Source organism: Variovorax xiamenensis (genome assembly GCF_050916385.1).
Lineage (GTDB): Bacteria > Pseudomonadota > Gammaproteobacteria > Burkholderiales > Burkholderiaceae_C > Variovorax.
Genome location: NZ_CP139038.1, coordinates 2,003,737 through 2,029,807, shown reverse-complemented (window position 1 = coordinate 2,029,807; position 26,071 = coordinate 2,003,737). Strand labels below are relative to the sequence as shown.

The 26,071-nt window shown below is 67.0% G+C and carries 21 protein-coding genes; 19 read left to right on the top strand and 2 right to left on the bottom strand.

Annotation, left to right across the window (positions count from 1 at the left end; genetic code table 11):
- Window positions 1-4: 4 nt before the first annotated feature.
- From sdhA to SFB74_RS08855, 5 genes are all read left to right on the top strand, one after another.
- On the top strand, window positions 5-1,813 hold the full coding sequence (gene sdhA, locus SFB74_RS08875; RefSeq protein ID WP_432730428.1) for a succinate dehydrogenase flavoprotein subunit: 1,809 nt from the start codon (window positions 5-7) through the stop codon (window positions 1,811-1,813).
- A 49-nt stretch (window positions 1,814-1,862) separates the two neighbouring features.
- Window positions 1,863-2,564, top strand: coding sequence for a succinate dehydrogenase iron-sulfur subunit (locus SFB74_RS08870; protein ID WP_081270662.1), 702 nt, complete (start codon window positions 1,863-1,865; stop codon window positions 2,562-2,564).
- A 31-nt stretch (window positions 2,565-2,595) separates the two neighbouring features.
- Complete coding sequence (locus tag SFB74_RS08865; RefSeq protein WP_093198518.1) at window positions 2,596-2,910, top strand: succinate dehydrogenase assembly factor 2; 315 nt, start codon at window positions 2,596-2,598, stop codon at window positions 2,908-2,910.
- A 24-nt stretch (window positions 2,911-2,934) separates the two neighbouring features.
- Window positions 2,935-4,245: a citrate synthase gene (gltA, locus tag SFB74_RS08860; protein WP_093198516.1), complete on the top strand. Its 1,311-nt coding sequence runs from the start codon at window positions 2,935-2,937 to the stop codon at window positions 4,243-4,245.
- Window positions 4,246-4,353: 108 nt separating this feature from the next.
- The gene (locus SFB74_RS08855; RefSeq protein WP_432730426.1) at window positions 4,354-5,436 is read left to right on the top strand and encodes a purine-nucleoside phosphorylase; all 1,083 of its coding nucleotides are present in this window, start codon (window positions 4,354-4,356) and stop codon (window positions 5,434-5,436) included.
- A gap of 10 nt (window positions 5,437-5,446) precedes the next feature.
- Here the strand turns inward: SFB74_RS08855 and SFB74_RS08850 are convergent, their stop codons facing one another.
- The gene (locus SFB74_RS08850; protein ID WP_432730425.1) at window positions 5,447-8,776 is read right to left on the bottom strand and encodes an autotransporter outer membrane beta-barrel domain-containing protein; all 3,330 of its coding nucleotides are present in this window, start codon (window positions 8,774-8,776) and stop codon (window positions 5,447-5,449) included.
- Window positions 8,777-8,948: 172 nt separating this feature from the next.
- Here SFB74_RS08850 and SFB74_RS08845 point away from each other — a divergent pair, with 172 nt between their 5' ends.
- The 12 genes from SFB74_RS08845 to accD all read left to right on the top strand — a co-directional run bounded on the left by SFB74_RS08845 (window position 8,949) and on the right by accD (window position 23,067).
- On the top strand, window positions 8,949-9,797 hold the full coding sequence (locus SFB74_RS08845) for a helix-turn-helix transcriptional regulator (protein WP_432730424.1): 849 nt from the start codon (window positions 8,949-8,951) through the stop codon (window positions 9,795-9,797).
- Between the two features lie 119 nt (window positions 9,798-9,916).
- Window positions 9,917-10,861 (top strand): LysR substrate-binding domain-containing protein, encoded by a 945-nt coding sequence (locus SFB74_RS08840; RefSeq protein WP_432730423.1) that lies wholly within the window; start codon window positions 9,917-9,919, stop codon window positions 10,859-10,861.
- Window positions 10,862-10,909: 48 nt separating this feature from the next.
- A complete protein-coding gene (gene leuC, locus SFB74_RS08835; RefSeq protein WP_432730421.1) occupies window positions 10,910-12,331 on the top strand; it encodes a 3-isopropylmalate dehydratase large subunit in 1,422 nt (473 codons plus the stop codon).
- Between the two features lie 20 nt (window positions 12,332-12,351).
- On the top strand, window positions 12,352-13,002 hold the full coding sequence (gene leuD, locus SFB74_RS08830) for a 3-isopropylmalate dehydratase small subunit (protein ID WP_019654089.1): 651 nt from the start codon (window positions 12,352-12,354) through the stop codon (window positions 13,000-13,002).
- A 43-nt stretch (window positions 13,003-13,045) separates the two neighbouring features.
- Window positions 13,046-14,134 carry a 3-isopropylmalate dehydrogenase gene (gene leuB / locus SFB74_RS08825; RefSeq protein WP_432730420.1) on the top strand — a complete coding sequence of 363 codons (1,089 nt, stop codon included), beginning with the start codon at window positions 13,046-13,048 and terminating at the stop codon, window positions 14,132-14,134.
- A gap of 89 nt (window positions 14,135-14,223) precedes the next feature.
- Window positions 14,224-15,393 (top strand): aspartate-semialdehyde dehydrogenase, encoded by a 1,170-nt coding sequence (gene asd, locus SFB74_RS08820; protein WP_432730419.1) that lies wholly within the window; start codon window positions 14,224-14,226, stop codon window positions 15,391-15,393.
- A gap of 169 nt (window positions 15,394-15,562) precedes the next feature.
- Window positions 15,563-18,439 (top strand): FimV/HubP family polar landmark protein, encoded by a 2,877-nt coding sequence (locus tag SFB74_RS08815; RefSeq protein ID WP_432730418.1) that lies wholly within the window; start codon window positions 15,563-15,565, stop codon window positions 18,437-18,439.
- Window positions 18,440-18,479: 40 nt separating this feature from the next.
- Complete coding sequence (gene truA / locus SFB74_RS08810; RefSeq protein ID WP_432730416.1) at window positions 18,480-19,292, top strand: tRNA pseudouridine(38-40) synthase TruA; 813 nt, start codon at window positions 18,480-18,482, stop codon at window positions 19,290-19,292.
- Window positions 19,289-19,990, top strand: coding sequence for a phosphoribosylanthranilate isomerase (locus tag SFB74_RS08805; protein ID WP_432730415.1), 702 nt, complete (start codon window positions 19,289-19,291; stop codon window positions 19,988-19,990). The genes truA and SFB74_RS08805 overlap by 4 nt, the downstream gene beginning before the upstream one ends.
- 48 nt (window positions 19,991-20,038) lie before the next feature.
- Window positions 20,039-21,325, top strand: coding sequence for a tryptophan synthase subunit beta (trpB, locus tag SFB74_RS08800; protein ID WP_432730414.1), 1,287 nt, complete (start codon window positions 20,039-20,041; stop codon window positions 21,323-21,325).
- Window positions 21,325-22,170 (top strand): tryptophan synthase subunit alpha, encoded by an 846-nt coding sequence (gene trpA, locus SFB74_RS08795; protein ID WP_432730413.1) that lies wholly within the window; start codon window positions 21,325-21,327, stop codon window positions 22,168-22,170. The genes trpB and trpA overlap by 1 nt, the downstream gene beginning before the upstream one ends.
- A 24-nt stretch (window positions 22,171-22,194) precedes the next feature.
- On the top strand, window positions 22,195-23,067 hold the full coding sequence (gene accD, locus SFB74_RS08790; protein ID WP_019654097.1) for an acetyl-CoA carboxylase, carboxyltransferase subunit beta: 873 nt from the start codon (window positions 22,195-22,197) through the stop codon (window positions 23,065-23,067).
- A 77-nt stretch (window positions 23,068-23,144) separates the two neighbouring features.
- Here accD and SFB74_RS08785 read toward each other — a convergent pair whose 3' ends face one another.
- Entirely contained in the window at window positions 23,145-23,705 is a 561-nt protein-coding gene (locus SFB74_RS08785) for a YggT family protein (protein ID WP_093204985.1), read from the bottom strand.
- Window positions 23,706-23,754: 49 nt separating this feature from the next.
- Here SFB74_RS08785 and SFB74_RS08780 point away from each other — a divergent pair, with 49 nt between their 5' ends.
- Window positions 23,755-24,399, top strand: coding sequence for an LON peptidase substrate-binding domain-containing protein (locus SFB74_RS08780; RefSeq protein WP_432730412.1), 645 nt, complete (start codon window positions 23,755-23,757; stop codon window positions 24,397-24,399).
- Window positions 24,400-24,523: 124 nt separating this feature from the next.
- Entirely contained in the window at window positions 24,524-26,071 is a 1,548-nt protein-coding gene (gene lysS, locus SFB74_RS08775; RefSeq protein WP_432730411.1) for a lysine--tRNA ligase, read from the top strand.

Here is a 26,071-nt window from a genome sequence, read left to right as displayed (position 1 = left end):
CACCATGACCTACACAAAAGAAAAAATCACCAAGCGCAAGTTCGACGTCGTGATCGTCGGTGCCGGCGGCTCCGGCATGCGCGCCTCGCTGCAACTCGCACGTGCCGGCCTCAACGTGGCCGTGCTCTCCAAGGTGTTCCCGACCCGTTCGCACACCGTCGCCGCGCAAGGCGGCGTGGGCGCATCGCTCGGCAACATGAGCGAGGACAACTGGCACTACCACTTCTACGACACGATCAAGGGCTCCGACTGGCTCGGTGACCAGGACGCGATCGAGTTCATGTGCCGCGAAGCACCGAAGGTCGTGTACGAGCTCGAGCACTTCGGCATGCCCTTCGACCGCAACCCCGACGGCACGATCTACCAGCGTCCGTTCGGCGGCCACACGGCCAACTACGGCGAGAAGCCCGTGCAGCGCGCCTGCGCCGCGGCCGACCGCACCGGCCACGCGATGCTGCACACGCTCTACCAGAAGAACGTCGAGGCACGCACCCAGTTCTTCGTCGAATGGATGGCGCTCGACCTCATCCGTGACGAAGAAGGCGACGTGGTCGGCGTGACCGCCCTCGAAATGGAAACCGGCGACCTGCACATCCTGCAGGCCAAGACCGTGCTGCTGGCCACCGGTGGTGCCGGCCGCATCTTCCAGGCTTCGACAAACGCCTTCATCAACACCGGCGACGGCCTCGGCATGGCTGCGCGCTCGGGCATTCCGTTGCAGGACATGGAGTTCTGGCAGTTCCACCCGACCGGCGTGGCCGGCGCGGGCGTGCTGCTGACCGAAGGCTGCCGCGGCGAAGGCGCCATCTTGCTGAACAGCAATGGCGAACGCTTCATGGAGCGCTATGCGCCCACGCTGAAGGACCTGGCACCGCGCGACTTCGTCTCGCGCTCGATGGACCAGGAAATCAAGGAAGGCCGCGGCTGCGGTCCCAACAAGGACTACGTGCTGCTCAAGCTCGACCACCTTGGCGCGGACACCATCCACAAGCGCCTGCCATCGGTGTACGAGATCGGCGTCAACTTCGCCAACGTCGACATCACGAAGGAACCGATTCCCGTCGTGCCGACCATCCACTACCAGATGGGTGGCATCCCGACCAATATCCACGGCCAGGTCGTGGTGCAGAAGGGCGAGGACAACAGCGCCGTCGTGAACGGCCTCTACGCGGTGGGCGAATGCTCCTGCGTGAGCGTGCACGGCGCCAACCGCCTGGGCACGAACTCGCTGCTCGACCTGTTGGTGTTCGGCCGCGCTGCCGGCAACCACATCGTCGAGTTCGCCGACAAGCTCAAGGAACACAAGCCCCTGCCCAACGATGCGGCCGACCGCACGCTGGAGCGCCTGAACCGCCTCGAAGCCACCACCGGCGGCGAGTACGCGCAGGACGTGGCCGGCGAGATCCGCGCCGTCATGCAGCAGCATGCGGCAGTGTTCCGCAAGCAGGCCTCGATGGACGAAGGCGTGGTCAAGATCGCCGCCGTGCGCGAGCGCGTCAAGGCCATCGGCCTGAAGGACAAGTCGAAGGTGTTCAACACCGCCCGCATCGAAGCGCTGGAAGTCGACAACCTGATCGAAGTGGCGCAGGCCACCATGGTCTCGGCGGCCGCCCGCAAGGAATGCCGCGGCGCCCACACGGTGGAAGACTACGAACGCCCGGCGGACGATCCGGTCGCCCCGCTCGGCCGCGACGACGCCAACTGGATGAAGCACACGCTCTGGTACAGCGCCGACAACCGCCTCTCGTACAAGCCGGTCAAGCTGCAGCCGCTCACCGTGGCCTCGGTTCCGCCGAAGGTCCGCACGTTCTAAGAGAACGGCTCACAGTCAGCTCACACAAAGCATTCACAAGGTCACTACGATGAAGCGCACATTCCAGATTTACCGCTACGACCCGGACAAGGACGCCAAGCCCTACATGCAGACGGTCGAGATCGAACTCGACGGCCACGAGCGCATGCTGCTCGACGCCCTCATGAAGCTCAAGGCGCAAGACCCGACCCTGTCGTTCCGCCGCTCGTGCCGCGAAGGCGTCTGCGGCTCCGACGCGATGAACATCAACGGCAAGAACGGTCTGGCCTGCCTGACCAACATGAACACGCTCAAGGGCACCGTGGTGCTCAAGCCGCTGCCGGGCCTGCCCGTGATCCGCGACCTGATCGTGGACATGACGCAGTTCTTCAAGCAGTACAACTCGATCAAGCCGTACCTGCAGAACGACAGCGTGCCGCCCGAGAAGGAGCGCCTGCAGTCGCCCGAAGAGCGCGAAGAGCTCAACGGCCTGTACGAGTGCATTCTTTGCGCGAGCTGCTCCACGAGCTGCCCGAGCTTCTGGTGGAACCCCGACAAGTTCGTGGGCCCCGCCGGCCTGCTGCAGGCCTACCGCTTCATCGCCGACAGCCGCGACGAAGCCACCGCCGAGCGCCTGGACAACCTGGAAGACCCGTACCGCCTCTTCCGCTGCCACACGATCATGAACTGCGTGGACGTGTGCCCCAAGAGCCTGAACCCGACCAAGGCCATCGGCAAGATCAAGGAATTGATGGTGCGCCGCGCCATCTGAGACTCCTGAGCTGCCTTCCCGAGACGCCACCATGCAACCCGCCACCGACTCCGCCGAGCTGCTCAGCGAACGTGCGCTGAGCAAGCTCAAATGGCGCTGCCGGCGCGGACTGCTCGAGAACGACCTGTTCATCGCCCGCTTCTTCGAGCGGCACGAATCCCGCATGACCGTGGGTCAGGCGGGAGCGATGGAGACATTGATGGACCTGTCGGACAACGATCTCCTCGACCTCCTTTTGCGCAGGAAGGAGCCCGAGCCCGAATGGGCCGGGGCCGAGGTGGTCGCATTGCTGCAGCTCATGCGCACCGACGGCGCGCAGCGCCCTGCAATTTCTCCTTCGTCCTGAATCCACCTCTGAAAGTAAACCGAAATGAAAGCATCCGATACCAAGGCCACGCTGTCGTTCAGCAACGGCGGCGACAGCGTCGAACTGCCGATCTACAAGGGCACCGTCGGCCCCGACGTGATCGATATCCGCAAGCTGTACGCACAGACCGGCATGTTCACGTACGACCCGGGCTTCATGTCGACCGCCGCCTGCCAGTCGGCCATCACGTACATCGATGGCGACAAGGGCGAGCTGCTGTACCGCGGCTACCCCATCGAGCAGCTCGCGACCAACTGCGACTTCCTCGAGACCTGCCACCTGCTGCTGTACGGTGAACTGCCGGACGCAGCCAAGAAGGCCAACTTCACCAAGCTCGTGACGAACCACACGATGGTGAACGAGCAGATGCAGTTCTTCCTGCGCGGCTTCCGTCGCGACGCTCACCCGATGGCCATCATGACCGGCCTGGTGGGCGCCCTGTCGGCCTTCTATCACGACAGCACGGACATCAACAATCCCGAGCACCGCGAGATCGCCGCGATCCGCCTGATCGCGAAGATGCCCACGCTCGTGGCCATGGCCTACAAGTACACGATCGGCCAGCCGTACATGTACCCGAAGAACGACCTGAGCTACGCCGGCAACTTCCTGCACATGATGTTCGCCACGCCGTGCGAGGAGTACAAGGTGAACCCGGTGCTCGAGCGCGCGCTCGACCGCATCTTCATCCTGCACGCAGACCACGAGCAGAACGCATCGACCTCGACCGTGCGCCTGTGCGGCTCGTCGGGCACGAACCCCTTCGCGGCCATCGCGGCCGGCGTTGCATGCCTCTGGGGCCCCGCTCACGGCGGTGCCAACGAAGCAGCACTCAACATGCTGTACGACATCCAGAAGGAAGGCGGCGTCGAGAAGATCGGCGAGTTCATCAAGAAGGTCAAGGACAAGAACTCGAACGTCAAGCTGATGGGCTTCGGCCACCGCGTGTACAAGAACTACGACCCGCGCGCCAAGCTGATGCAGGAAACCTGCAACGAAGTGCTGACCGAGCTGGGCCTGGAAAACGACCCGCTGTTCAAGCTGGCCAAGGAACTGGAAAAGATCGCCCTGGAAGACGAGTACTTCGTGTCGCGCAAGCTGTACCCGAACGTCGACTTCTACTCGGGCATCGTGCAGCGCGCCATCGGTATCCCCGTGCCGCTGTTCACCGCGATCTTCGCGCTGGCCCGCACGGTCGGCTGGATCGCCCAGCTGAACGAAATGATCGGCGACCCCGAGTACAAGATCGGCCGCCCGCGCCAGCTGTTCGAAGGCTCGCCCAAGCGCGACGTGAAGCCGATCTCGGCTCGCTGATCTGCGCCTGCGGCTCAGCCATGAAAAAGAAGCTGCCTTCGGGCAGCTTTTTTTTGGCCTGTAAATTGCGGTCTCCTTCTTGTTGTTCGACGAAAAAGGAGAAAGCAGATGGCAGCTTCCAGACGAGTAATCAGTTTGTCTTCAAGGGCGGCATACATTGCCCTCGCTGCGTCGGCGCTGCTCGGCTGCGCGAGCGATGCGAACCGGTCTGTGCCGCCTTCGGCAACGCAAGGTGCGCAGCAGCAACAAGTGGCCGTGAAGGTCCTCATCATCAGCATGTTCAAGCCCGAGGCACAGGTGTGGCTCGAGCCGCTGAAGCTGAACCGGGAGATCAAGGTGCCGGGCCTGTCCGCCGACGATCCGGCGGTGCGGTGCAACGCCGATTCGGTCTGCCAGGTGACCACCGGCATGGGCCACACCAACGCGGCGGCATCCATCACGGCGCTGGTGTTCAGCGGCAAGTTCGATCTCTCGAAGACCTACTTCCTGGTGGCCGGCATCGCGGGCGTCGACCCGAACGTTTCGACGATCGGCTCGGCCACCTGGGCCCGTTACCTGATCGATTTCGGCATCGCCCACGAGATCGACGCGCGCGAAATGCCGTCGACCTGGCGCACCGGCTACTTCGGCATCGGCGCCAAGGACCCGGACTCCAAGCCCAAGTTCGAATACCGCACCGAGGTCTTCCGCCTCGACGAGAAGCTGCTGCAGAAGGCCCTGAAGCTGTCGGCCAACGCTCCGCTGGCCGACAACGACAAGGCTCGCGCCTATCGCGCAAGGTATCCGCAGCCGACGGCCAAGGCCCGCCCTTCCGTCCTGCAATGCGATACCGCGGCCGGAGACACCTACTGGCACGGCAAGTACCTTGGCGAGACGGCCACGCGCTGGGTTTCGCTCGTGACCGATGGGCAGGGCAAGTACTGCACCACGCAGCAGGAGGACAACGCCACCTACGAGGCGTTGAAGCGGGGCGCAAGCGCCGGGCTGCTCGACCTGCAGCGGTTGGCCGTGCTGCGCACCGCGTCGAACTTCGACCGGCCCCATCCGGGGCAGACCGCCTATGCCTCGCTTTCGGCCGAGTCGGGCGGGTTCCCGATCTCCACCGCCAACCTCCTGATTGCGGGGCGGCCCCTGGTGGATGCGATCGTCGGTAACTGGCCCGCCTGGAGCGCGGGAGTCCCGGCGGACTGAGCGCAGGCCGTCACCACTTCATGCGCACACCGACCGATCCGTTGATCGAGCTCTTCACCCTGGCGTTGCCGCCGCTCGCCCAGAGCTTGCCGACTTCGCCGTAGAGGCTGGTCGACTGGCCCAGCGCGAGCGTGAAGCCGCCCGCGAGCTCGGTGCTCGTGCCGCCGGTCGGCGCGGAGATGTCGGTGGTGGTCGCACCGTTCACGAAGCGCGCAATGTCCGCGCCGCTGGACGTCCTGTAGACGTTGAAGCGGCCGTACGGCTGCAGCGTGCCGACGCCCGTGGCGATCTCGCCCTTGACCCGCACGCCCGCACGGGCGATCCAGCCGCTGTCGGCCTGCGGCTGGACGACGGCGCCGACGATGGCGGAGTTGTTCAGGTCCATGTGCTGATGGATCAGCTGCAGCTGCGGCTCGATGCTCCAGCCGCTGCCGCCCAGCGCGAAGGACTGCCCCACTTCGATGGAGCCCAGCAGGCTGTTGCCCTTGCCGCTCGTGCCCGGGCTCGCCAGGGGCTCGACCGTGTAGCGATGGCGGCCCGACTGCACCACAGCGTCGGCGTAGAAGCCACTGTCGCTGGTGTAGGTGCCGTACACGCCCAGGTACTGGCTGCGCAGGTCGTTGCGGCCGACGCCCAGGTTCTGGATGCCGCTGGCAAAGCCCCGCACGCTGGCATCGCCATCGAGCTGGCCGACGTAGACGCCCGCGCGCCAGTTCGGCACAGCCAGCAGGTCGGTGCCGGCCTGGAAGCCGGTGAGGCGGCCCTTGCTCGACGGCGATACCGCGCCGCCCTGCTGGATGTCGATGTCTGTGGAGAGCACGCGGGCCCAGGCGCGGCGATCGGAGCCGGCCGGGGTGGTCGCCGCGCCCTTCACGTCGTCGTCGCCCACACGCTTGCGCAGGTCACCCAGCATCGCGAGGTTGCCCTGGCGCAGTTGGCCGGGGAGCGCGGAATAGAGCGAGGCTTCGGCGCGGTAGGTGATCACGGGCGTGGAGGGCGTGGGAGCCGCGGGCGACACGGTGGTGCTCGAGCGCAGGTACCAGTTCTCGCCCGCACCGCTGGCATCGGCGGCGTACAGGCGGTACTCGTAGGCGCCGGCATCCACGTGGCCGTTGGCCAGGCTGAACGCGTCCTTGGTGGTCTGGGCCGTCGTGGTGGCGCCGTTCTTCGCGGTGACCACCTCGATGCCGTTGCCGCTGGTGAGCGCGCCCAGGCCGCCGAGGTTGGTGATCTGCACCGTGGTCCTGCCGCTGGCGGAGGCGGTGGCGCCGTCGAGCACCAGGCGGTCCGACGGGCCAGTGCCGTTGAGCACGGCGCCTAGCCTGAGCACGCCGTTGTTGCCGACGTAGGCGCCCGTCACCGTGAGCGTGGTGCCGGCGCTCGCGCCCACGAGCGAGACGGTGCCGCTGTTGGCCAGCGAGGCCACCGTCTGGCTGAACCCCGCGAGGTCCAGCGTGGCGCCCGAGGCCACGCTGTGTGCGGAAGCCGCGCTGAAGGTGTTGGCGGCGCCCGCCTTGAGTGTGCCCTGCGCGACGTTGGTGGCGCCGGTGTAGTCGTTTGCGCCGGACAGCGTCAGCGTGCCCGTGCCTTCCTTCGTGATGAAGCCGCCACCGCTGATGGCCCCGCTCAGGGTCGCGTTGAACGCGCCGGTGTCGATGACCGGATCGGTGCTGCCCGTGAGCCGGATCGCGTTGGCGATCGTCAGCCCGTCTGCGCTGAAGCCCAGGGTGGTGTCGTCGTCCATCGACAGCGTGCCGGTGCCCAGCGCCTGGCTGTTGCCGAGGTTCAGGCGCCCCTGGCGCAGCGCGGTGCCGCCGCTGTAGGTGCTGGCGCCCGAGAGCGTCAGCGTGCCGGTGCCTTGCTTGACCAGCGAGCCGCCGGTGCCGGTCAGGCTGCCGCCGAAGGTCTGCGACGTGTTGTCGGTCAGGGTGAGGGAGTTGGCGCCGAGCGCCACCACGCTGCCCGCCACGCCCGACAGATGCGCCACCGACTGGCTGATGCCGGTCGACAGATCGAACACCGCGCTGGCGCCTGTCAGCGAGACACCCGTCGCCCCGGCCAGCGTGCCTGCGCCGGCCAGCTGCAGCGTGCCGTTGCCGACGATGGTCTCGCCCGTGTAGGTGTTCGCGTTCGTCAGCGTCAGGGTGCCGGCACCGGCCTTCGTCAGGCCGCCCGTACCGCTGATGCCGCTCGCCAGCGTCACGTTGTTGCCGTTGGTGTCGAAGGTGCCGCCGTTTGCGCCCAGTGCGTTCAACCGGCCGGAGATGTCCGTGGTGTTCGCCGCGGCCCATTGCAGGCCACCGCCGTTAAGGGTGATGTTGCCGGTGCCGAGGTTGGCGCCGTTGCTGAAGTTGATCAGGCCGGCGTTGACGAGCGTGCCGCCCGAATAGGTGTTCGCGCCGGACAGGACGGTGATGCCGCTGCCGTTCTGCGCCACCGTGCCGGTGCCGGCGATGGCCGTGCCGAAGGTGTAGCTGGCGTCGGACTGGTTGAAGTTGATCCTGCCCGCGTTGTTGATGCTGCCGGCCAGCCCGGTGACGACGCCGGAGGTCGTGCCGTTGGCCGTCGCGTTGCCGATGCTGAGCGTGCCGCCTCCGTTGATGGTGAAGGCGGCGCCTGTCAGGTTCAGCGTGCTGCCGCCACCGAGATTGAGCACGCCCGCACCACCCGCGCCGCCATCGCCGGCGCAACCGCAATTGCCGCCCGTCCCGCCCAGACCGCCGATGTAGAGCTGCGTGCCGACCGTGATGGTCGCGCCACCGGTGACCGTGAGAGTTCCGCTGCCGCCTGTGCCGCCATTGCCGCCGCGCGTGAAGCCGGCGCCCCCGGACCCCCCGCCGCCGCCGGCGCCGCCGATCAGCAGCGTGTTGGTGACGTTCAGGGTCGCCGCGTTGAGATCGAGCACACCCGCGCCCCCGTCCCCTCCGCGGATACCGCCCAGGTTGGCCCCATCCCCGCCACCGGCACCTCCCCCGATACCGACGTACTCATAGGTTGGCAGGAGGCTGCTGCCACTGGCCGGGCTCGCGAGGGTCTGCGTCGGAGCTGGAACGAAGCCGGCGCCGCCATAGCCCCCCAGGTAGAAGTCCTGCCCGCCATTGCCGCCGCTGATGCTTCCGTTGCCGCCGTCACCGCCGCCCACACCGCCGGTACCGACGAGGAGCACGTCGGCCCCGTGCGCAAACGGCGCGGCCAAGCCCAACGACAGCGCCAGCACCGCACTCGCCGTAGCACGCCCCCCATCCACGGCCGCGCCCTTGACGGCGGACACCGCCAGTTCCGAGACAGCCTGCCAGACGCCCAGCCGCCGGTTCCACACGACCCTGAAAGTGCGATTCATCCTGTTGATCCCGTATTGTTTTGCTGCATTCGGCTGCATGGCCGCAGCCGCGTCTCGCGGAATACCGCTCGGTGGAGGTACTGCCCGCGATGGCAATACCTGCTTTCCGGAGACATGGAGGAGGCACTGTAAGATTTGAAACAGGACGATTCAATTACCCGAAAGAGTAGTCATGGACACCGACCCGCTCCTGCTGCAGGAGATCGTTCGCCTCTACGAGGCCGAGCCCGATCTGCTGACGCTGCCTCCCCTCCTGTTCGAAAGCGTGATCCGCCTGACGGACTCCAACGTGGTCGGCTGGACGGAGGTGCATCACCGCAGCGGCGAGCTGCGCGCGCTGCTGTCGGTGGAAGACGACCCGGCCCGCCGCGCGACGGCGTTCCAGGCCTATGCGCGCCACGCGGGCAGCCACCCTTTCTGGCAGAAGGACCCGGCCTTCTTCGGTGAGCGCGCGGTGCGCGAATCGGACGTCTTCACCGACGAGGAATTCATGGCGCTGCCCATGGCCCGCGAGGTGTTCCTGCCATCGAACGCCCATCGCATCATGGGCGTGCTGATGCTGCACGGCGAGTACTCGCTGGATCTGAGCGCTCACCGCGTCGTCGGGCGGCCGGCCTACAGCGACGTGCAGCGCGACCGGCTCCAGATCTACCGTGGGCACGTGTTGCGCGCATACCGCCAGGCCCAGCAGCGCACTGTCGACAAATTGCCTGCGGCCGACCGCCTGCGCTACGCCTTTCCTGAGCTGACGCAACGCCAGGTCGAGGTCGCCGTGTGGATCGCCGAGGGCAACTCGAACGAGGCCATCGCCGGCGCTATGAGCGTCAGCCTGGACACCGTCAAGGCGCACCTCAAGGCGATCTTCAGCAAGATCGGCACCGACAGCCGGCTCGCCCTGGCCAAGCTAGTCCACACCGTGCCGCCGTTCTCGCAGATGCCGCCGCTTTGGAAGCTGCCGCTGGAAACCTGGAAGACGCAGACCGTTGCCGGCACCGGCGAAGCGATGGCCGCCGCGCGATAAGCCAGAGGGCTCCCGTCGCCACCCGGCAATGAGGCCATCGCGCATCGCGATGGATAGGGCGCAAAAACAAGGGGAAAATAGCGATCTCATCGCAAAACGCGATGACTCCCCGCAGCCCCATGAGCACGTCAGAACGCAACTTCGCCCGCCGCATCGACCTCACGTCGCTGCAGTTGTTCGTGGCCGTCTGCGAACTGGGCAGCATCGGGCGCGCGGCGGAGCGCGAATTCATCGCGGCCTCGGCCATCAGCAAGCGGCTGTCGGACCTCGAGGCCACGCTCGGCACCACCCTGCTCTACCGCCACGCGCGCGGCGTCGACCTCACGCCCGCCGGCGAAAGCCTGCTGCACCATGCGCGCTCGGTGCTCTACAGCCTGGAGAAGATGCAGGGCGAGCTCAGCGAGTACGCCGACGGGGTGCGCGGCCACGTGCGGGTGCATGCCAACATCTCTGCGATCGTGCAGTTCCTGCCGGAAGACCTGGGCGTGTTCACGCGCGCCCACGAGGCCATCAAGATCGACCTTGAAGAACACCTGAGCAGCGAAGTGATCCGCGCGGTGCAGGAAGGCGCGGCCGACCTCGGCGTGTGCCATGTGGCCGGCGGCGCGGGCGAGCTGCAGAGCCTCTCGTACCGGCACGACCGGCTCGCGCTGATCGTGCCCACGGGGCACGCGCTGGCGTCGCAGGGCAGCATCGACTTCATCGATTCGCTCGACTTCGACCACGTCGGCCTGCACACCAACAGCTCGATCTACGTCGCGATGCACGAGGCCGCGCTCGACGCCGGCCGCAGCATCAAGCTGCGCATCCACGTGACGGGCCTGGACGCCATGTGCCGCATGATCGAGAACGGCCTGGGCATCGGCGTGATGCCGCAGCGCGCCTTCGAACTCATGCGCAACGGCATCGGACATGGCCTCGTGAGCGTGGCGCTCAACGACGCATGGGCCGCGCGAGAGATCCGGCTGGTGGCGCGCGACTTTTCCACCCTGCCCGTGGCGGCGCGCTCGCTGGTGAATCACCTGCACGCGGCCGCGGATGCCGGCAAGCAACTCGCGGCCTAGGCCGCAACGACAGACAATTCCATTTCCCCACGAAAGACAGAGACCGACATGGCACGCACGCTCTACGACAAGATCTGGGACGAACACGTCGTCCACACCGAGGAAGACGGCACCGCGATCCTCTACATCGACCGCCACCTGGTGCACGAAGTGACCAGCCCGCAAGCGTTCGAAGGCCTGCGCGAGGCCGGCCGCAAGCTGTGGCGCATCAGCTCGGTCGTGGCCACCGCCGACCACAACACGCCGACCACCGGCTGGGAGCGCGGCTACGAAGGCATCGCCGACCCGACCAGCAAGGAACAGGTCACCACGCTCGACCACAACATCGCCGAGTTCGGCGCGGCCGCGTTCTTCCCCTTCCTGAGCAAGCGCCAGGGCATCGTGCACGTGATCGGCCCCGAGTCGGGCGCGACGCTGCCGGGCATGACGGTGGTCTGCGGCGACTCGCACACCTCCACGCACGGCGCGTTCGGCGCGCTCGCGCACGGCATCGGCACCAGCGAGGTCGAGCACGTGATGGCCACGCAAACGCTGCTGGGCAAGAAGGCCAAGAACATGCTCGTGAAGGTCGAGGGCAAGCTGCCGCTGGGCTGCACGGCCAAGGACATCGTGCTGGCCATCATCGGCAAGATCGGCACGGCCGGCGGCACGGGCTACACCATCGAATTCGCGGGCTCGGCCATTCGCGACCTGAGCATGGAAGGCCGCATGACGGTCTGCAACATGGCCATCGAGGCCGGCGCGCGCGCCGGGCTGGTGGCTGTCGACGAGAAGACCATCAGCTACGTCAAGGGCCGCCCGCTCGCGCCCACCGGCGTGGAATGGGACCAGGCCGTGACGTACTGGCGCACGCTGCAGTCCGACCCGGGCGCGAAGTTCGATGCCGTGGTCGAGCTCGACGCGACGCAGATCCAGCCGCAGGTGACCTGGGGCACCTCGCCCGAGATGGTGGTAGAGATCAACGGCCGCGTGCCCGATCCCGACAAGGAAAAGGACGCCAACAAGCGCGGCGCCATCGAGCGCGCGCTGGTCTACATGGGCCTGGAGCCCAACAAGGCCATGAACGACATCTTCATCGACAAGGTGTTCATCGGTTCGTGCACCAACAGCCGCATCGAGGACATGCGCGAAGCAGCCGCCGTGGTGAAGAAGCTCGGGCAGAAGGTCGCGAAGAACGTGAAGCTCGCGATGGTGGTGCCCGGTTCGGGCGTGGTGAAGGAACAGGCCGAACGCGAAGGGCTCGACCAGATCTTCAAGGCCGCCGGCTTCGAATGGCGCGAGCCCGGCTGCTCGATGTGCCTGGCGATGAACGCCGACCGCCTGGAACCCGGCGAGCGCTGCGCATCCACCAGCAACCGCAACTTCGAAGGCCGCCAGGGCGCCGGTGGCCGCACCCACCTCGTGAGCCCGGCCATGGCCGCGGCCGCCGCGGTGCACGGCCATTTCGTCGACGTGCGCACCTTCGCCTGAACAGAAGAAAAGAGATTCCCATGAAGCAATTCACCGTGCACAAGGGCCTCGTGGCCCCGATGGACCGCGAGAACGTCGACACCGACGCGATCATCCCGAAGCAGTTCCTCAAGTCGATCAAGAAGACCGGCTTCGGCGTGAACCTGTTCGACGAGTGGCGCTACCTCGACCCGGGCCTGCCCGGCCAGGATCCGGCCAGCCGCAAGCCGAACCCCGACTTCGTGCTGAACCAGCCGCGCTACGCGGGCGCCTCGATCCTGCTGGCGCGCCAGAACTTCGGCTGCGGCTCGTCGCGCGAGCATGCGCCGTGGGCGCTCGACCAGTACGGCTTCCGCGCGATCATCGCGCCGAGCTACGCCGACATCTTCTTCAACAACAGCTTCAAGAACGGCCTGCTGCCGATCGTGCTGCCCGCGGCGCAGGTGGCCCAGCTGTTCGACGAGACCTTCGCCTTCCCGGGCTACACGCTGACCATCGACCTGGAGCGCCAGGTGGTCGTGAAGCCCGACGGCCAGGAATTCGCGTTCGACGTGCAGGCCTTCCGCAAGTACTGCCTGCTCAACGGCCTGGACGACATCGGCCTCACGCTGCGCCACAAGGACAAGATCAAGGCCTTCGAGGCCGAGCGCCTGGCTCAGAAGCCGTGGCTCGCGCATACGATGATCTCCTGATCGATCGCGCGCATATCGTTTTCAAGAAACCTCAGACCAACTTATGAAAATCGCAGTTCTCCCGGGTGACGGCATCGGCACCGAAATCGTGGCGGAAGCCGTCAAGGTGCTCGACGTGCTCGACCTGAAGTTCGAGACGGAATCGGCGCTGGTCGGCGGCGCGGCCTACGAGGCGCACGGCCATCCGCTGCCGGAATCGACGCTCAAGCTCGCCAAGGAAGCCGACGCGGTGCTCTTCGGCGCCGTCGGCGACTGGAAGTACGACAAGCTCGACCGGCCGCTGCGCCCCGAGCAAGCCATCCTGGGGCTGCGCAAGAACCTGGGCCTGTTCGCCAACTTCCGCCCCGCCATCTGCTACGAGGAACTGGTGGGTGCCTCGAGCCTCAAGCCCGAGCTGATCGCGGGCCTGGACATCCTCATCATCCGCGAGCTGACCGGCGACATCTATTTCGGCCAGCCGCGCGGCCGCCGCACCGCGGTCGACGGCCACTTCCCGGGCGCCGAGGAAGCGTTCGACACGATGCGCTACTCGCGCCCCGAGATCGAGCGCATCGCGCGCGTCGCCTTCGAGGCCGCCCGCAAGCGCAGCAAGCGCGTGACCAGCGTGGACAAGAACAACGTGCTGGAAACCTCGCAGCTGTGGAAAGACGTGATGCTCGACATCGCGAGGGAATATCCGGACGTCGAACTCGACCACATGCTGGTCGACAACGCGGCCATGCAGCTCGTGAAGGCGCCCAAGAAATTCGACGTGGTGGTCACCGGCAACATGTTCGGCGACATCCTCTCGGACGAGGCCGCGATGCTCACCGGCTCCATCGGCATGCTGCCCTCGGCGTCGCTCAATTCGAGCAACCAGGGCCTGTACGAGCCCAGCCACGGCAGCGCACCCGACATTGCTGGCAAAGGGGTTGCCAATCCTTTGGCTACAATCCTGTCCGCTGCCATGATGCTCCGTTTCTCCCTCAACCAGCCCGAAGCTGCCGACCGTATCGAGTCGGCGGTCAAGAACGTGCTCGCCTCCGGGCTGCGCACGGGCGACATCTGGTCTGAAGGCACCAAGCGCGTCGGCACCCGCGAGATGGGCGACGCGGTCGTTGCAGCAATCACCAAAAAGACGATTACCGGCTAACCGCAGCCCGCTTCGTCACGCCCCTCCCCGGCTCGACGAGTCGGGCGCAAAAAAGACAATTTTTCTTTTTTTCATAAGGGCAAACTGAAATGGCGAACGCATCTCAACCTCTGGTCGGCCTCGTGGGCTGGCGCGGCATGGTCGGCTCGGTCCTGATGGACCGCATGCAGGCCGAAGGCGACTTCGGTCTCATCGAGCCGGTCTTCTTCTCGACCTCCAACGCCGGCGGCAAGGCCCCGGCCATGGCCAAGAACGAAACCGCGCTGAAGGATGCGAACGACATCGAGGCACTGAAGAAGTGCGACATCGTCATCACCTGCCAGGGCGGCGACTACACCAGCGAGGTGTTCCCCAAGCTGCGTGCCGCTGGCTGGAACGGCCACTGGATCGACGCCGCCTCCACCCTGCGCATGAAGGACGACGCGATCATCGTGCTCGACCCCGTCAACCTGCCGGTAATCGAGAACGCGCTCGCCAAGGGCGGCAAGAACTGGATCGGCGGCAACTGCACCGTGAGCTGCATGCTCATGGGCGTGGGCGCCCTGTACAAGGCGGGCCTGGTCGAGTGGATGACCAGCATGACCTACCAGGCAGCCTCGGGCGGCGGCGCGCAGCACATGCGCGAGCTGCTGACCCAGTTCGGCACCCTCAACGCCGAAGTGCGCGCCCTGCTGGACGACCCGAAGTCGGCCATCCTCGAGATCGACCGCAAGGTGCTGCACAAGCAGCAGACCCTCAGCGCCGCCGAGACGGCCAATTTCGGCGCACCGCTGGGCGGCTCGCTGATCCCCTGGATCGACAAGGACCTGGGCATCGGCAAGAACTCGGACGATGCCGAGTGGGGCATGTCCAAGGAAGAGTGGAAGGGCGGCGCCGAGACCAACAAGATCCTCGGCCAGGGCGCGGGCTTCGGCACTGCCGCCACGCCGGTCGACGGCTTCTGCGTGCGCATCGGCGCGATGCGCTGCCACAGCCAGGCCCTGACCTTCAAGCTCAAGAAGGACGTGCCGGTCGCCGACATCGAGGCAATGATCGCCGCCGACAACCCCTGGGCGAAGGTCGTGCCGAACACGCGCGAAGCCACGGTGAAGGACCTGACCCCGGTGGCCGTGACGGGCACCATGGACATCCCGGTCGGCCGCATCCGCAAGCTGGCGATGGGACCGGAGTACGTCGGCGCCTTCACCATCGGCGACCAGCTGCTGTGGGGTGCCGCGGAACCGCTGCGCCGCATGCTGCGCATCCTGCTCGAAGCCTGATGCGGGGTGCTCAGGCCCTTTTGAAACACGAATTGTTGCCATCCGGCAACAGAAGATGTGTGCGTAAGTATGCGCGCACTGGGTAGAACAAGCGCATTGCCTTGTCAGTGCCCAGTGATGATGCTAACGTCCTCTTACAAATTCCGGGCCTGAGCCGCCCCCTATCAGCATGACAAGACATCTGTTGCCTGCGGCCAGCCCATCGGCCGCTCGCCCGCCTCTGCCGTCGAACGGTTGGCGCCTTTCCATTCTTGGCGCGGCGGCAGCCGTGGCCCTGGGCATCTCCAGCGTCGACGCCAGCGCGTTCACGCTGGGTCAGCTGAAGGTGCAGTCGGCGCTCGGCGAGCCCTTGCGTGCCGAGATCGACGTCACCGAAATCGCGGCCAACGAGGCGGACGGCCTGAAGATCAACATCGCCACCGCCGAGGCATTCAAGAACGCCGGCGTGCCGTACAACTCGGCGCTCAGCGACGTCAAGGCGACGCTGCAGCGCCGCGCCGGCGGCCAGTATGTGGTGCGCCTGAGCGGCAACCGCCCGCTGAACGACCCGTTCATCGACCTGCTGCTCGAGGCCAACGGCGCATCCGGCCGTATCGTGCGCGACTACACCGTGCTGCTCGATCCGCCGGCCACGCGACAGGCCGCTGCCAGCACGCAGGCCACGCCCATTTCCCCCCAGATCAGCGCTCCCGCCGAGCGCGCAGCCCCTTCGGCTCGCGCGCGCCGCGAGCGTCCGCCCGTGGTGGCTGCTGCACCCTCCGCCGCTCCCGCGCCTGCAGCGGCAGCGCCCGTCGCGCCAGCACCCGCGCCTGCCGCCGCAGCCGCGCCGGCCCGTAGCGGCAGCGGTGGCGGCGAACAGGTCACGGTGCAGCGCGGCGACACCGCCGGCAAGATCGCCGCAACCTACAAACCTGCCGACGTCTCGCTCGACCAGATGCTGGTCGCGCTGCTGATGGCCAACCCCGATGCCTTCGTCGGCGGCAATGTCAACCGCATGCGCGCAGGCGCGGTGCTCGATCTGCCGAGCTCCGCCGAGGCATCCGCCGTTCCGCCGGCCGAAGCCCGCCGCACGGTCACGGCACAGAGCCGCGACTTCGGCGCCTACCGCCAACGTCTGGCCGACAACGCGCCGACCACCAACGTGGCCGCCGCGAGCCGCAAGGCCGCAGGCAAGGTGCAGGCCAATGTCGAGGACCGCAATGCAGCGGCCAGTTCACCCGACAAGCTCACCATCTCGCAAGGCAACGCCACCAGCCGCGCCGCCGACGAGAAGGTCGCGCAGAACCGCCAGGCGCAGGACAGCAGCAACCGCGTCGCGGAACTGTCGAAGAACATCAACGAGCTGAACAAGCTGAAGGCAGCGACGGGCACCGGTTCGTCCGCGGCGGCACCCGCCGCTGCACCGGCAACGCCGGGCATTCCGGTTCCGGCACCCAACACCAGCGCCACGGTCGCGCCGCCGGTCGCAAGCCCGGCGCCTGCTCCGGCTGCCGCGCCGGTCGCACCTCCGGCAGCCGCACCCGTTGCCGCTGCTGCTCCTGCCGCCGCTCCGGCAGCAGCAGCCCCGAGCCCCGCACCCACGCCGGAGGCGACGGCGCAAGCAGCTCCCGCTGCTCCGGCCGCCGCTTCGACCGAAGCCCCCGCCGCGGGCGCACCGGCCGCAACGCCTCCAGTGGCCGCCGACGCTACCGCCGCCCCCGCAGCGGCAGCCGCGAGCGCCCCTGTGGCCGCCGCAGCACCGAAGCCTGCCGTGAAGAAGCCGGCTCCGCCACCCCCGCCGCCGGAACCCACCTTCCTCGAAGAGCTGATGGACAACCCGCTGATGCTGGCGGGCGCCGCGCTGATCGCGCTGCTGGTCGGCTTCCTTCTGTACCGCGTGCTGGGCCGTCGCCGCGAGGAAATGAGCGAAAGCGTGTTCCTCGAAAGCCGCATTCCGAAGGATTCGTTCTTCGGCGCCAGCGGTGGCGAATCGGTGGACACCAAGCACCGCGGCGACTCCACCGTCTCGTCGCTGTCGTACTCGCCGAGCCAGCTCGACGCGGGCGACGTCGACCCGGTTGCCGAAGCCGACGTGTACCTGGCCTACGGCCGCGACCTGCAGGCCGAGGAAATTCTGCGCGAGGCTCTGCGCCTGAATCCGGACCGCACCGCCATCCATCTCAAGCTGCTCGAGATCCACGCCAAGCGCCGCGACGTGCGCGCCTACGAAAGCCTCGCCACCGAAGTGCACAAGCTGACGGGCGGCCTGGGTTCCGACTGGAACCGCGTGGTCGACATGGGCAAGGACCTCGATCCGGGCAACCCGCTGTACGACTCGGGTGCCCCGCGCACCGGTGGCAGTGGTGGCGCCAGCGCCGCCGAAACGGCAGCTTTCGCGGGCGCCCTGGCAGCCGCGGCCAAGCCGGCAGCGCCGGCACCGGTGGTGTCGCCCCCGGTGGCAGTCGCGCCGCCGGCCTTCGTGCCTTCGGTCGCTCCGCTGGATTTCGACCTCGACCTGACCACCCCGCCAGCGCCCGCCCCTGCACCGGCACCGGCTGCCCAACAACACGCTCCGGTCGGTGCGAGCCTGCCGAAGTCGGCCTATGCGCCCGCTCCGACGACTGCACGCCCCGCGGCACCGCTGTCGAACGGCCACGCGCCGACGACGCCGGTCGACCTCGAGAACGACTTCGACACCGCCCCCGGCGCGCTGTCGGCCGACACGCTCCCCGGTTCGCTGAACCTGAGCGACGCCGACAACACCCGCCCCGCCATGCTGCGCAATGCGCTGCCGGCCGACTCGGGCTTCATCGAGTTCGACATGAGCGCGCTGGCCGGCCTGCCGGCTTCCCGCCCGGTCGAGACCGCCAAGCCCGCGGCTGCTCCTGCTGCTGCGCACAACGACGAAGGCGACGACAGCCCGCACGCCGTCAAGCTGTCGCTGGCCCGTGAGCTGCAAGCCATCGGCGACGTCGAAGGCGCGCGTTCGCTGGTCGAGGAAGTCGAAGCCGAAAGCGCCGGCGACCTCAAGTCGCAAGCCCGTCAACTGCTCGCGGAACTGCGCTGAACGAGCTTCGCCGCTCGCTCTTCCTCGGTCCCCTGAATTCGTGAGGCTGGCGCTCGGCATCCGGTACAACGGCCAAGCGTACGACGGCTGGCAGAGCCAGCCCTCGGGCCGCACGGTGCAGGACAAGCTCGAAGCCGCCCTCACGAAGTTCACCGCACAGCCCGTCAGGACGCTGTGCGCCGGGCGCACCGACGCGGGCGTCCACGCCCTGATGCAGGTGGTGCACTTCGACACCACCGTGCATCGCGAACCCTTCTCCTGGATGCGCGGCACCAACCGCTTCCTGCCCGACGACATCGCGGTGCAGTGGGCGCATCCTGTGCCCGACGAGTTCCACTGCCGCGCCAGCGCCCTTGCGCGCCGGTATGTCTACGTGCTCTCGCAGTCCCCCGTGCGGCCCAGCCTCGATTCGGGCCGGGTCGGCTGGTCGATGCATCCGCTCGATGGCGACGCCATGCGCGCCGCCGCGGCGCTGCTGATCGGCCAGCACGACTTCAGCTCGTTCCGCGCCTCGGCCTGCCAGGCGCGTTCGCCGATCAAGGATCTGCGGCGCATCGAGATCACGCGCGTCGGCAGCGGCGAGCGCTGCCGCTGGCATTTCGAGTTCGAGGCCGACGCCTTCCTGCACCACATGATCCGCAACCTGATGGGTAGCCTCCTTCGCGTCGGCCGCGGCGACGAGCGGCCGGAGTGGATCTCGCAGGTGCTCGAGGCACGCAGCCGCGATGCGGCGGCGCCCACCTTCTCCGCGGACGGTCTCTATTTCATGGGCCCGTTGTACGACGCCAAGTGGGGTCTGCCGGACGAAGCCACGCTGCAGGCCGGCGGGGCTCCGTATGATGGCCCGCCATGAGCGCGCCTCTCCTGCCCCGCACCCGCATCAAGATCTGCGGCCTGACCCGTGAAGCCGATGTCGACGCGGCGGTCGAAGCCGGCGCCGACGCCATCGGCTTCGTCCTTTATCCGAAGAGCCCTCGCGCGGTGACGGTCGACCGGGCTGCCGCACTGGCCTCGCGCCTGCCGCCCTTCATCACGCCAGTCTTGCTGTTCGTGAACGAGGATGCTCCCAAAGTCATAGCATCCCTGGCCCGGGTGGAGGGCTCCATCGCGCAGTTCCACGGCGAAGAGACGCCGCAGCAGTGCGAGGAAGCCACCGGCCCGGGCCGATTCCGCTACATGCGCGCGGCCCGCATTCCGCTGGGAGATGCCGGAGCCGGCTTCGACCTCGTAAAATACGCTTCCGATTACTCCCACGCCCAGGCCATCCTGCTCGACGCCCATGTCGAAGGTTATGGCGGTGGCGGCAAGGCATTCGATTGGTCACTTCTTCCACCCGCCGTCGACGCTCACCTCGTCTTGAGTGGTGGGCTCACACCTGCAAACGTGAGCGATGGCATTCGCATCCTGCGGACGCGCTGCAAGTCGCTGTCCGTTGATGTGAGCTCGGGCGTCGAAATCGACGGTCCCGGGAACAAGGGCCTCAAGGACGCCGGAAAGATCCGGCAATTCGTCGCAGCCGTCAGGGCAGCCGACGCGTCCTTCTCCAGTTAGCCGCCGCAGCCGATCGTTCGTCGGGCTGCGGCCCACCGATCGAGAACCATGCAAAGCCAATTCCAGGACTACCAGCAACCCGATGCCACCGGCCACTTCGGCAACTACGGCGGCACCTTCGCGAGCGAAACGCTCACCCACGCCATCAACGAACTGCGCGATGCGTACGCGAAGTTCAAGAACGATCCGGCATTCCTCGCTGAATTCCACTACGAGCTCAAGCACTTCGTCGGCCGTCCCTCGCCGATCTACCACGCAGCACGCACCAGCCGCGAAATGGGCGGCGCGCAGATCTACCTGAAGCGCGAAGACCTGAACCACACCGGCGCGCACAAGATCAACAATGTGATCGGCCAGGCGATGCTCGCGCGGCGCATGGGCAAGCCCCGCGTCATCGCCGAGACCGGCGCCGGCCAGCACGGCGTGGCCACCGCCACGATCTGTGCGCGCTACGGCCTCGAATGCGTGGTCTACATGGGCAGCCAGGACGTGAAGCGCCAGAGCCCGAATGTCTACCGCATGAACCTGCTCGGCGCCACCGTGGTGCCGGTCGAGTCGGGCAGCAAGACGCTGAAGGACGCGCTCAACGAGGCGATGCGCGACTGGGTCACGAACGTGGAGAACACGTTCTACATCATCGGCACCGTCGCCGGCCCGCACCCCTACCCGACCATGGTGCGCGACTTCCAGAGCGTGATCGGCACCGAGTGCATCGAGCAGATGCCGGCCATGCTCGCGGCCGACGGCATCACCGGCGAAGCCGAAGGCAAGCAGCCCGACGTGGTGATCGCCTGCGTGGGCGGCGGCAGCAACGCCATCGGCATCTTCCATCCCTACATCCCGTTCGCCGGCACGCGGCTGATCGGCGTGGAGGCTGCGGGCGAAGGCCTCGACAGCGGCAAGCACGCGGCGTCGATCCTGCGCGGCAGCCCCGGCGTGCTGCACGGCAACCGCACCTACCTGCTGCAGAACGAGGACGGCCAGATCACCGAGACCCACAGCATCAGCGCGGGCCTCGACTACCCCGGCGTGGGCCCCGAGCATGCCTACCTGGCCGACATCGGCCGTGCCGAATACGTCGGCATCACCGACAAGGAAGCGCTGGACGCCTTCCACTACCTGTGCCGTACCGAGGGCATCATTCCCGCGCTCGAATCCAGCCACGCCGTGGCCCACGCGCTGAAGCTCGCGAAGACCATGCGCCCCGACCAGTCGATCCTGGTGAACCTCTCGGGCCGCGGCGACAAGGACATCGGCACCGTCGCCGACCTGTCGGGCGTCGATTTCTACGACCGCCCCTCGATGCGCGGTCTGAGCGTGAAGGGAGGCAAGTGATGAGCCGCATTGCAAACACCTTCGCAGCGCTGCAAAAAGACGGCCGCCGCGCCCTCGTCCCGTACGTCACCGCGGGATTTCCCTTCGCCGACATCACGCCCGAGCTGATGCACGGCATGGTCGAGGCCGGGGCAGACGTGATCGAACTCGGCGTGCCTTTCTCCGACCCGATGGCCGATGGCCCCGTGATCCAGAAGGCCGGCGAGGCCGCGCTGGCCTTGGGCATCGGCATGAAGCAGGTGCTGGCCATCGTCGCCACCTTCCGCCAGAAGGACACGACGACGCCCGTGGTGCTGATGGGCTATGCCAATCCGGTCGAACGCTACGACCTCGTGCATGGCAAGAATGCCTTCATCCGCGATGCGGCCGCCGCCGGCGTCGACGGCCTGCTGGTCGTCGACTACCCGCCCGAGGAATGCGAAGCCTTCGCCGCCGACCTCAAGGCCGCCGGCATCGACCTGATCTTCCTGCTGGCCCCCACCAGCACCGACGAGCGCATGGCGCAGGTCGCGCGCATCGCCAGCGGCTACGTCTACTACGTGTCGCTCAAAGGCGTGACGGGCGCCGGCCATCTCGACGCCGAAGCGGTCGGCCAGATGATTCCGCGCATCCGCCAGCATGTGGGCATTCCGGTCGGCGTGGGTTTCGGCATCCGCGATGCACGCACCGCGCAGGCGGTCGGATCGGCTGCCGACGCGGTCATCATCGGCACCAAGATCATTCAACTCATCGAAGACCAACCGCGCGAGAAAGTCGTGCCGGCGGTGCGCGAATTCCTCGCGGGCATCCGCGAGGCGCTCGACGCCCTGCCCGCCGCCACGGCCAAGAACGCGGCTGGTCGATAATCACCGCCAACACAAGGAGCCCCCATGAGCTGGCTTGAAAAACTGCTACCCGCCAAGATCGCCCAAACCGACCCATCCGAGCGCCGCCAGGTGCCCGAGGGCCTGTGGATCAAGTGCCCCGCCTGCGAGACCGTTCTGTACAAGACCGACCTCGAGCACAACCAGAACGTCTGCCCCAGCTGCAGCCATCACCACCGCATCGGCGCCCGCGCGCGGCTCGATGCGTTCCTCGACGCCGAGGGCCGCTACGAAGTCGGCCAGGAAGTGCTGCCGGTCGACGCCCTGAAGTTCAAGGACAGCCGCAAGTACCCCGAGCGCCTGAAGGAAGCCCTGGAAAACACCGGCGAGACCGACGCGCTGGTCGTCATGGGCGGCTCGGTGCACAGCATCAGCGTGGTCGTGGCCTGCTTCGAGTTCGAGTTCATGGGCGGCTCGATGGGCAGCGTGGTCGGCGAGCGCTTCGTGCGCGGCGTCGAGACCGCCATCGAGCAGAAGGTGCCGTTCATCTGCTTCACCGCCACCGGCGGCGCGCGCATGCAGGAAGGCCTGCTCTCGCTGATGCAGATGGCCAAGACCAATGCCGCGCTCACGCGCCTGGCGAAGAAGGGCCTGCCCTACATCAGCGTGCTGACCGACCCGACCATGGGCGGCGTGTCCGCCGGCTTCGCCTTCGTGGGCGACGTGGTGATCGCCGAACCCAAGGCGCTGATCGGCTTCGCCGGCCCGCGCGTGATCGAATCGACCGTGCGCGTGACGCTGCCCGAAGGCTTCCAGCGCGCCGAGTTCCTGCAGACCAAGGGCGCCATCGACTTCATCAGCGACCGCCGCGAACTGCGCAAGACGATCGCGAACACGCTGGCGATGCTGCTGCGCCAGCCGGCCGATGCGGTGAGCTGAAGAACGAACTGCAATCAAAGCAAAAGGGCCCGGGTGCGATGCATCCGGGCCCTTTTTCTTGACTATTCAGCAGGAGCTCAGAACGTCAGCTGGTACGCGAACACCAGCAGGTTGCCCAGCACGATCGCAATCACCTGCAGCACGACGATGGCCGCCAGCGGCGAAAGATCGACCCCGCCGATCAGCGGAATGAACCGGCGAAATGGCCGCACCAGCGGTTCGGCCAAGCGGGAGATCAGGTCGAGCAGCATCGGCGACGCCCCCGGAATCCACGACAGCACCGCGTAGACCACCAGCAGCGCGGTCAGCCCCGAAATGGCCAGCTGCATCAGCCCCACCAGCGACACCAGCGGCAGGGTCGCGATGCGCCCCAGGTTGCCGACCAGCAGCCACAGCAGCAGGAACTTCAGCATCACCAGCAGCCAGGCCGCGATCAGGCTCGCCAGGTCCCAGCGCTTCACCGCGGGCACGATGCGCCGCAGCGGCAGCACGATCCAGTCGGTGATGGCGAACACGAATCGCCCGAGCGGGTTGCCGAAGGGCACGCGGTGGTACTGCATGTACAGGCGCAGCAGGCAGGCGCCGCCGAGCAGACCGACGATCACGTCGAGAAGGAACGAGGGAATCTGGTAGAGCATGAGGCGCGGCCGTGAGGGGAATGCGATGATAGCCACGCAAGGCTTTTCGATGACGACACAACCCCTTTTGCATTCACTGCCATTGTTTCCGCTCGGCACGGTCCTCTTTCCGGACGGCCTGCTGCCGCTGCGCATCTTCGAGGTCCGCTACCTCGACATGATCGCGAAGTGCCGCAAGGCCGGCGCGCCCTTCGGCGTGGTGAGCCTCACCAGCGGCAGCGAAGTGCGCAAGGCCGGTGCCGATGCCGAGAGCTTCGCCGCGATCGGCACGCTGGCCATGATCCGTGAGTTCGAGTCCCCGCAAAGCGGCCTGCTGCAGATCGAATGCATCGGCACGCAGCGCTTTCGCGTCCGCAGCAACGAACTGCAGAAGCACGGCCTCTGGGTCGCCGAGGTCGAGGCCGTGAACGACGATGTCGCGCTCGAGATTCCCGACGACCTGCGGCACACGTCCACCGCACTGCAACGCCTTGTCGGCACTCTCGAGGAGCGGCGCCGCGCACAGGGTGCGGCTGTGCGCCTTCCCATCGCCGAGCCTTATCGCTTCGACGATTGCGGCTGGGTGGCCAACCGCTGGTGCGAGCTGGTGCCGATGCAACTCGAGTTGCGGCAGCGGCTGATGGAGCTCGACAGCCCGCTGATGCGGCTGGAGTTGGTCAGCGATCTGCTCGCACGCACCGGCATCACTGAATAGCGCGCTCTTCTTTTCATAGCGCATGGCGCAGGATTGACGGGCGCTCTGGGCAGGTTTTATTCAAACCCGATGGGCTAAAATGCCGGGCCCGCGCACGCTCCCGGTTGCGCGCCATCCGTCTCCCATGTCCGATCAAAAGACCCCTTCGCCTCCTCCGCCCCCGACCGACGAAAACCAGCTCATCGCAGAACGCCGCGAAAAGCTCACGCAGCTGCGCTCGGCGCAGGCCGAGGGCAAGGGCGTTGCGTTCCCGAACGACTTCAAGCCTGGCCATCGCGCCGCGGCGCTCGTCGAGGCACATGCCGCCACCGAAGGCGAAGCCCTCGACGCGCAAGCTGTTTCCGTCAGCGTGGCCGGCCGGATGATGCTCAAGCGCGTGATGGGCAAGGCCAGCTTCGCCACGCTGCAGGACGCCACCGACCGCATCCAGCTCTACGTGACGCGCGACGCCGTCGGCGAAGACGTGTACGCGGACTTCAAGCGCTGGGACCTGGGCGACATCCTCGGCGCCGAAGGCACGCTGATGAAGACCAAGACGGGCGAGCTTTCGGTCAAGGTCACGAAGCTGCGCCTGCTCACCAAGAGCCTGCGTCCGCTGCCCGACAAGTTCCATGGCATGGCCGACCAGGAGCAGAAGTACCGCCAACGCTACGTCGACCTGATCACCGACGAATCCGCTCGCAAGCGCTTCACCGCGCGCAGCAAGGCCGTGAGCGCGCTGCGCGAATTCATGGTGGCCAACGACTTCCTCGAAGTCGAGACGCCCATGCTCCATCCGATTCCGGGCGGCGCCAACGCCAAGCCCTTCAAGACGCACCACAACGCGCTCGACCAGGAGATGTTCCTGCGCATCGCGCCCGAGCTGTATCTCAAGCGCCTGATCGTCGGCGGCTTCGAGCGCGTGTTCGAAATCAACCGGAGCTACCGCAACGAGGGCATCTCGGTGCGGCACAACCCCGAGTTCACGATGATGGAGTTCTACGCGGCCTACTGGAACTACCGCGACCTGATGGACTTCACCGAGACGCTGATCCGCACCATCGCCGACAAGGCCGTGGGCTCGCAGCAGCTCACCTACCAGGGCAAGCCGGTCGACCTGACCCAGCCCTTCGAGCGACTGACGATCCGCGAGGCGATCCTGAAGTACACCGAAGCCGACGGCGTGGCGCAAGGTGTCGACGACAGCGCATGGCTCATCGCCGCGCTGCGCAAGCTCGGCATGAACGAGGAAAAGGACAAGCTCTCGCAGCGCAGCCTCGCGAGCCTGCAGGTGCTGTACTTCGAAGAGACCGTCGAAGAGAAGCTCTGGCAGCCGACCTTCATCATGGAGCACCCGACCGAGATCTCGCCGCTGGCGCGCGCCAACGACGAGCGCCCCGAGGTCACCGAGCGCTTCGAGCTGTACATCACCGGCCGCGAGTTCGGCAACGGCTTCAGCGAGCTGAACGACGCCGAGGACCAGGCCGCGCGCTTCAACGCGCAGGTGGCCGCCAAGGACAGCGGCGACGACGAAGCCATGTACTACGACCACGACTTCGTGCGCGCACTCGAATACGGCATGCCGCCCACCGGCGGCTGCGGCATCGGCATCGACCGGCTGATGATGCTGCTGACCGACTCGCCGAGCATTCGCGACGTGATCCTGTTCCCGGCGCTGCGCAGGGAATCTTGA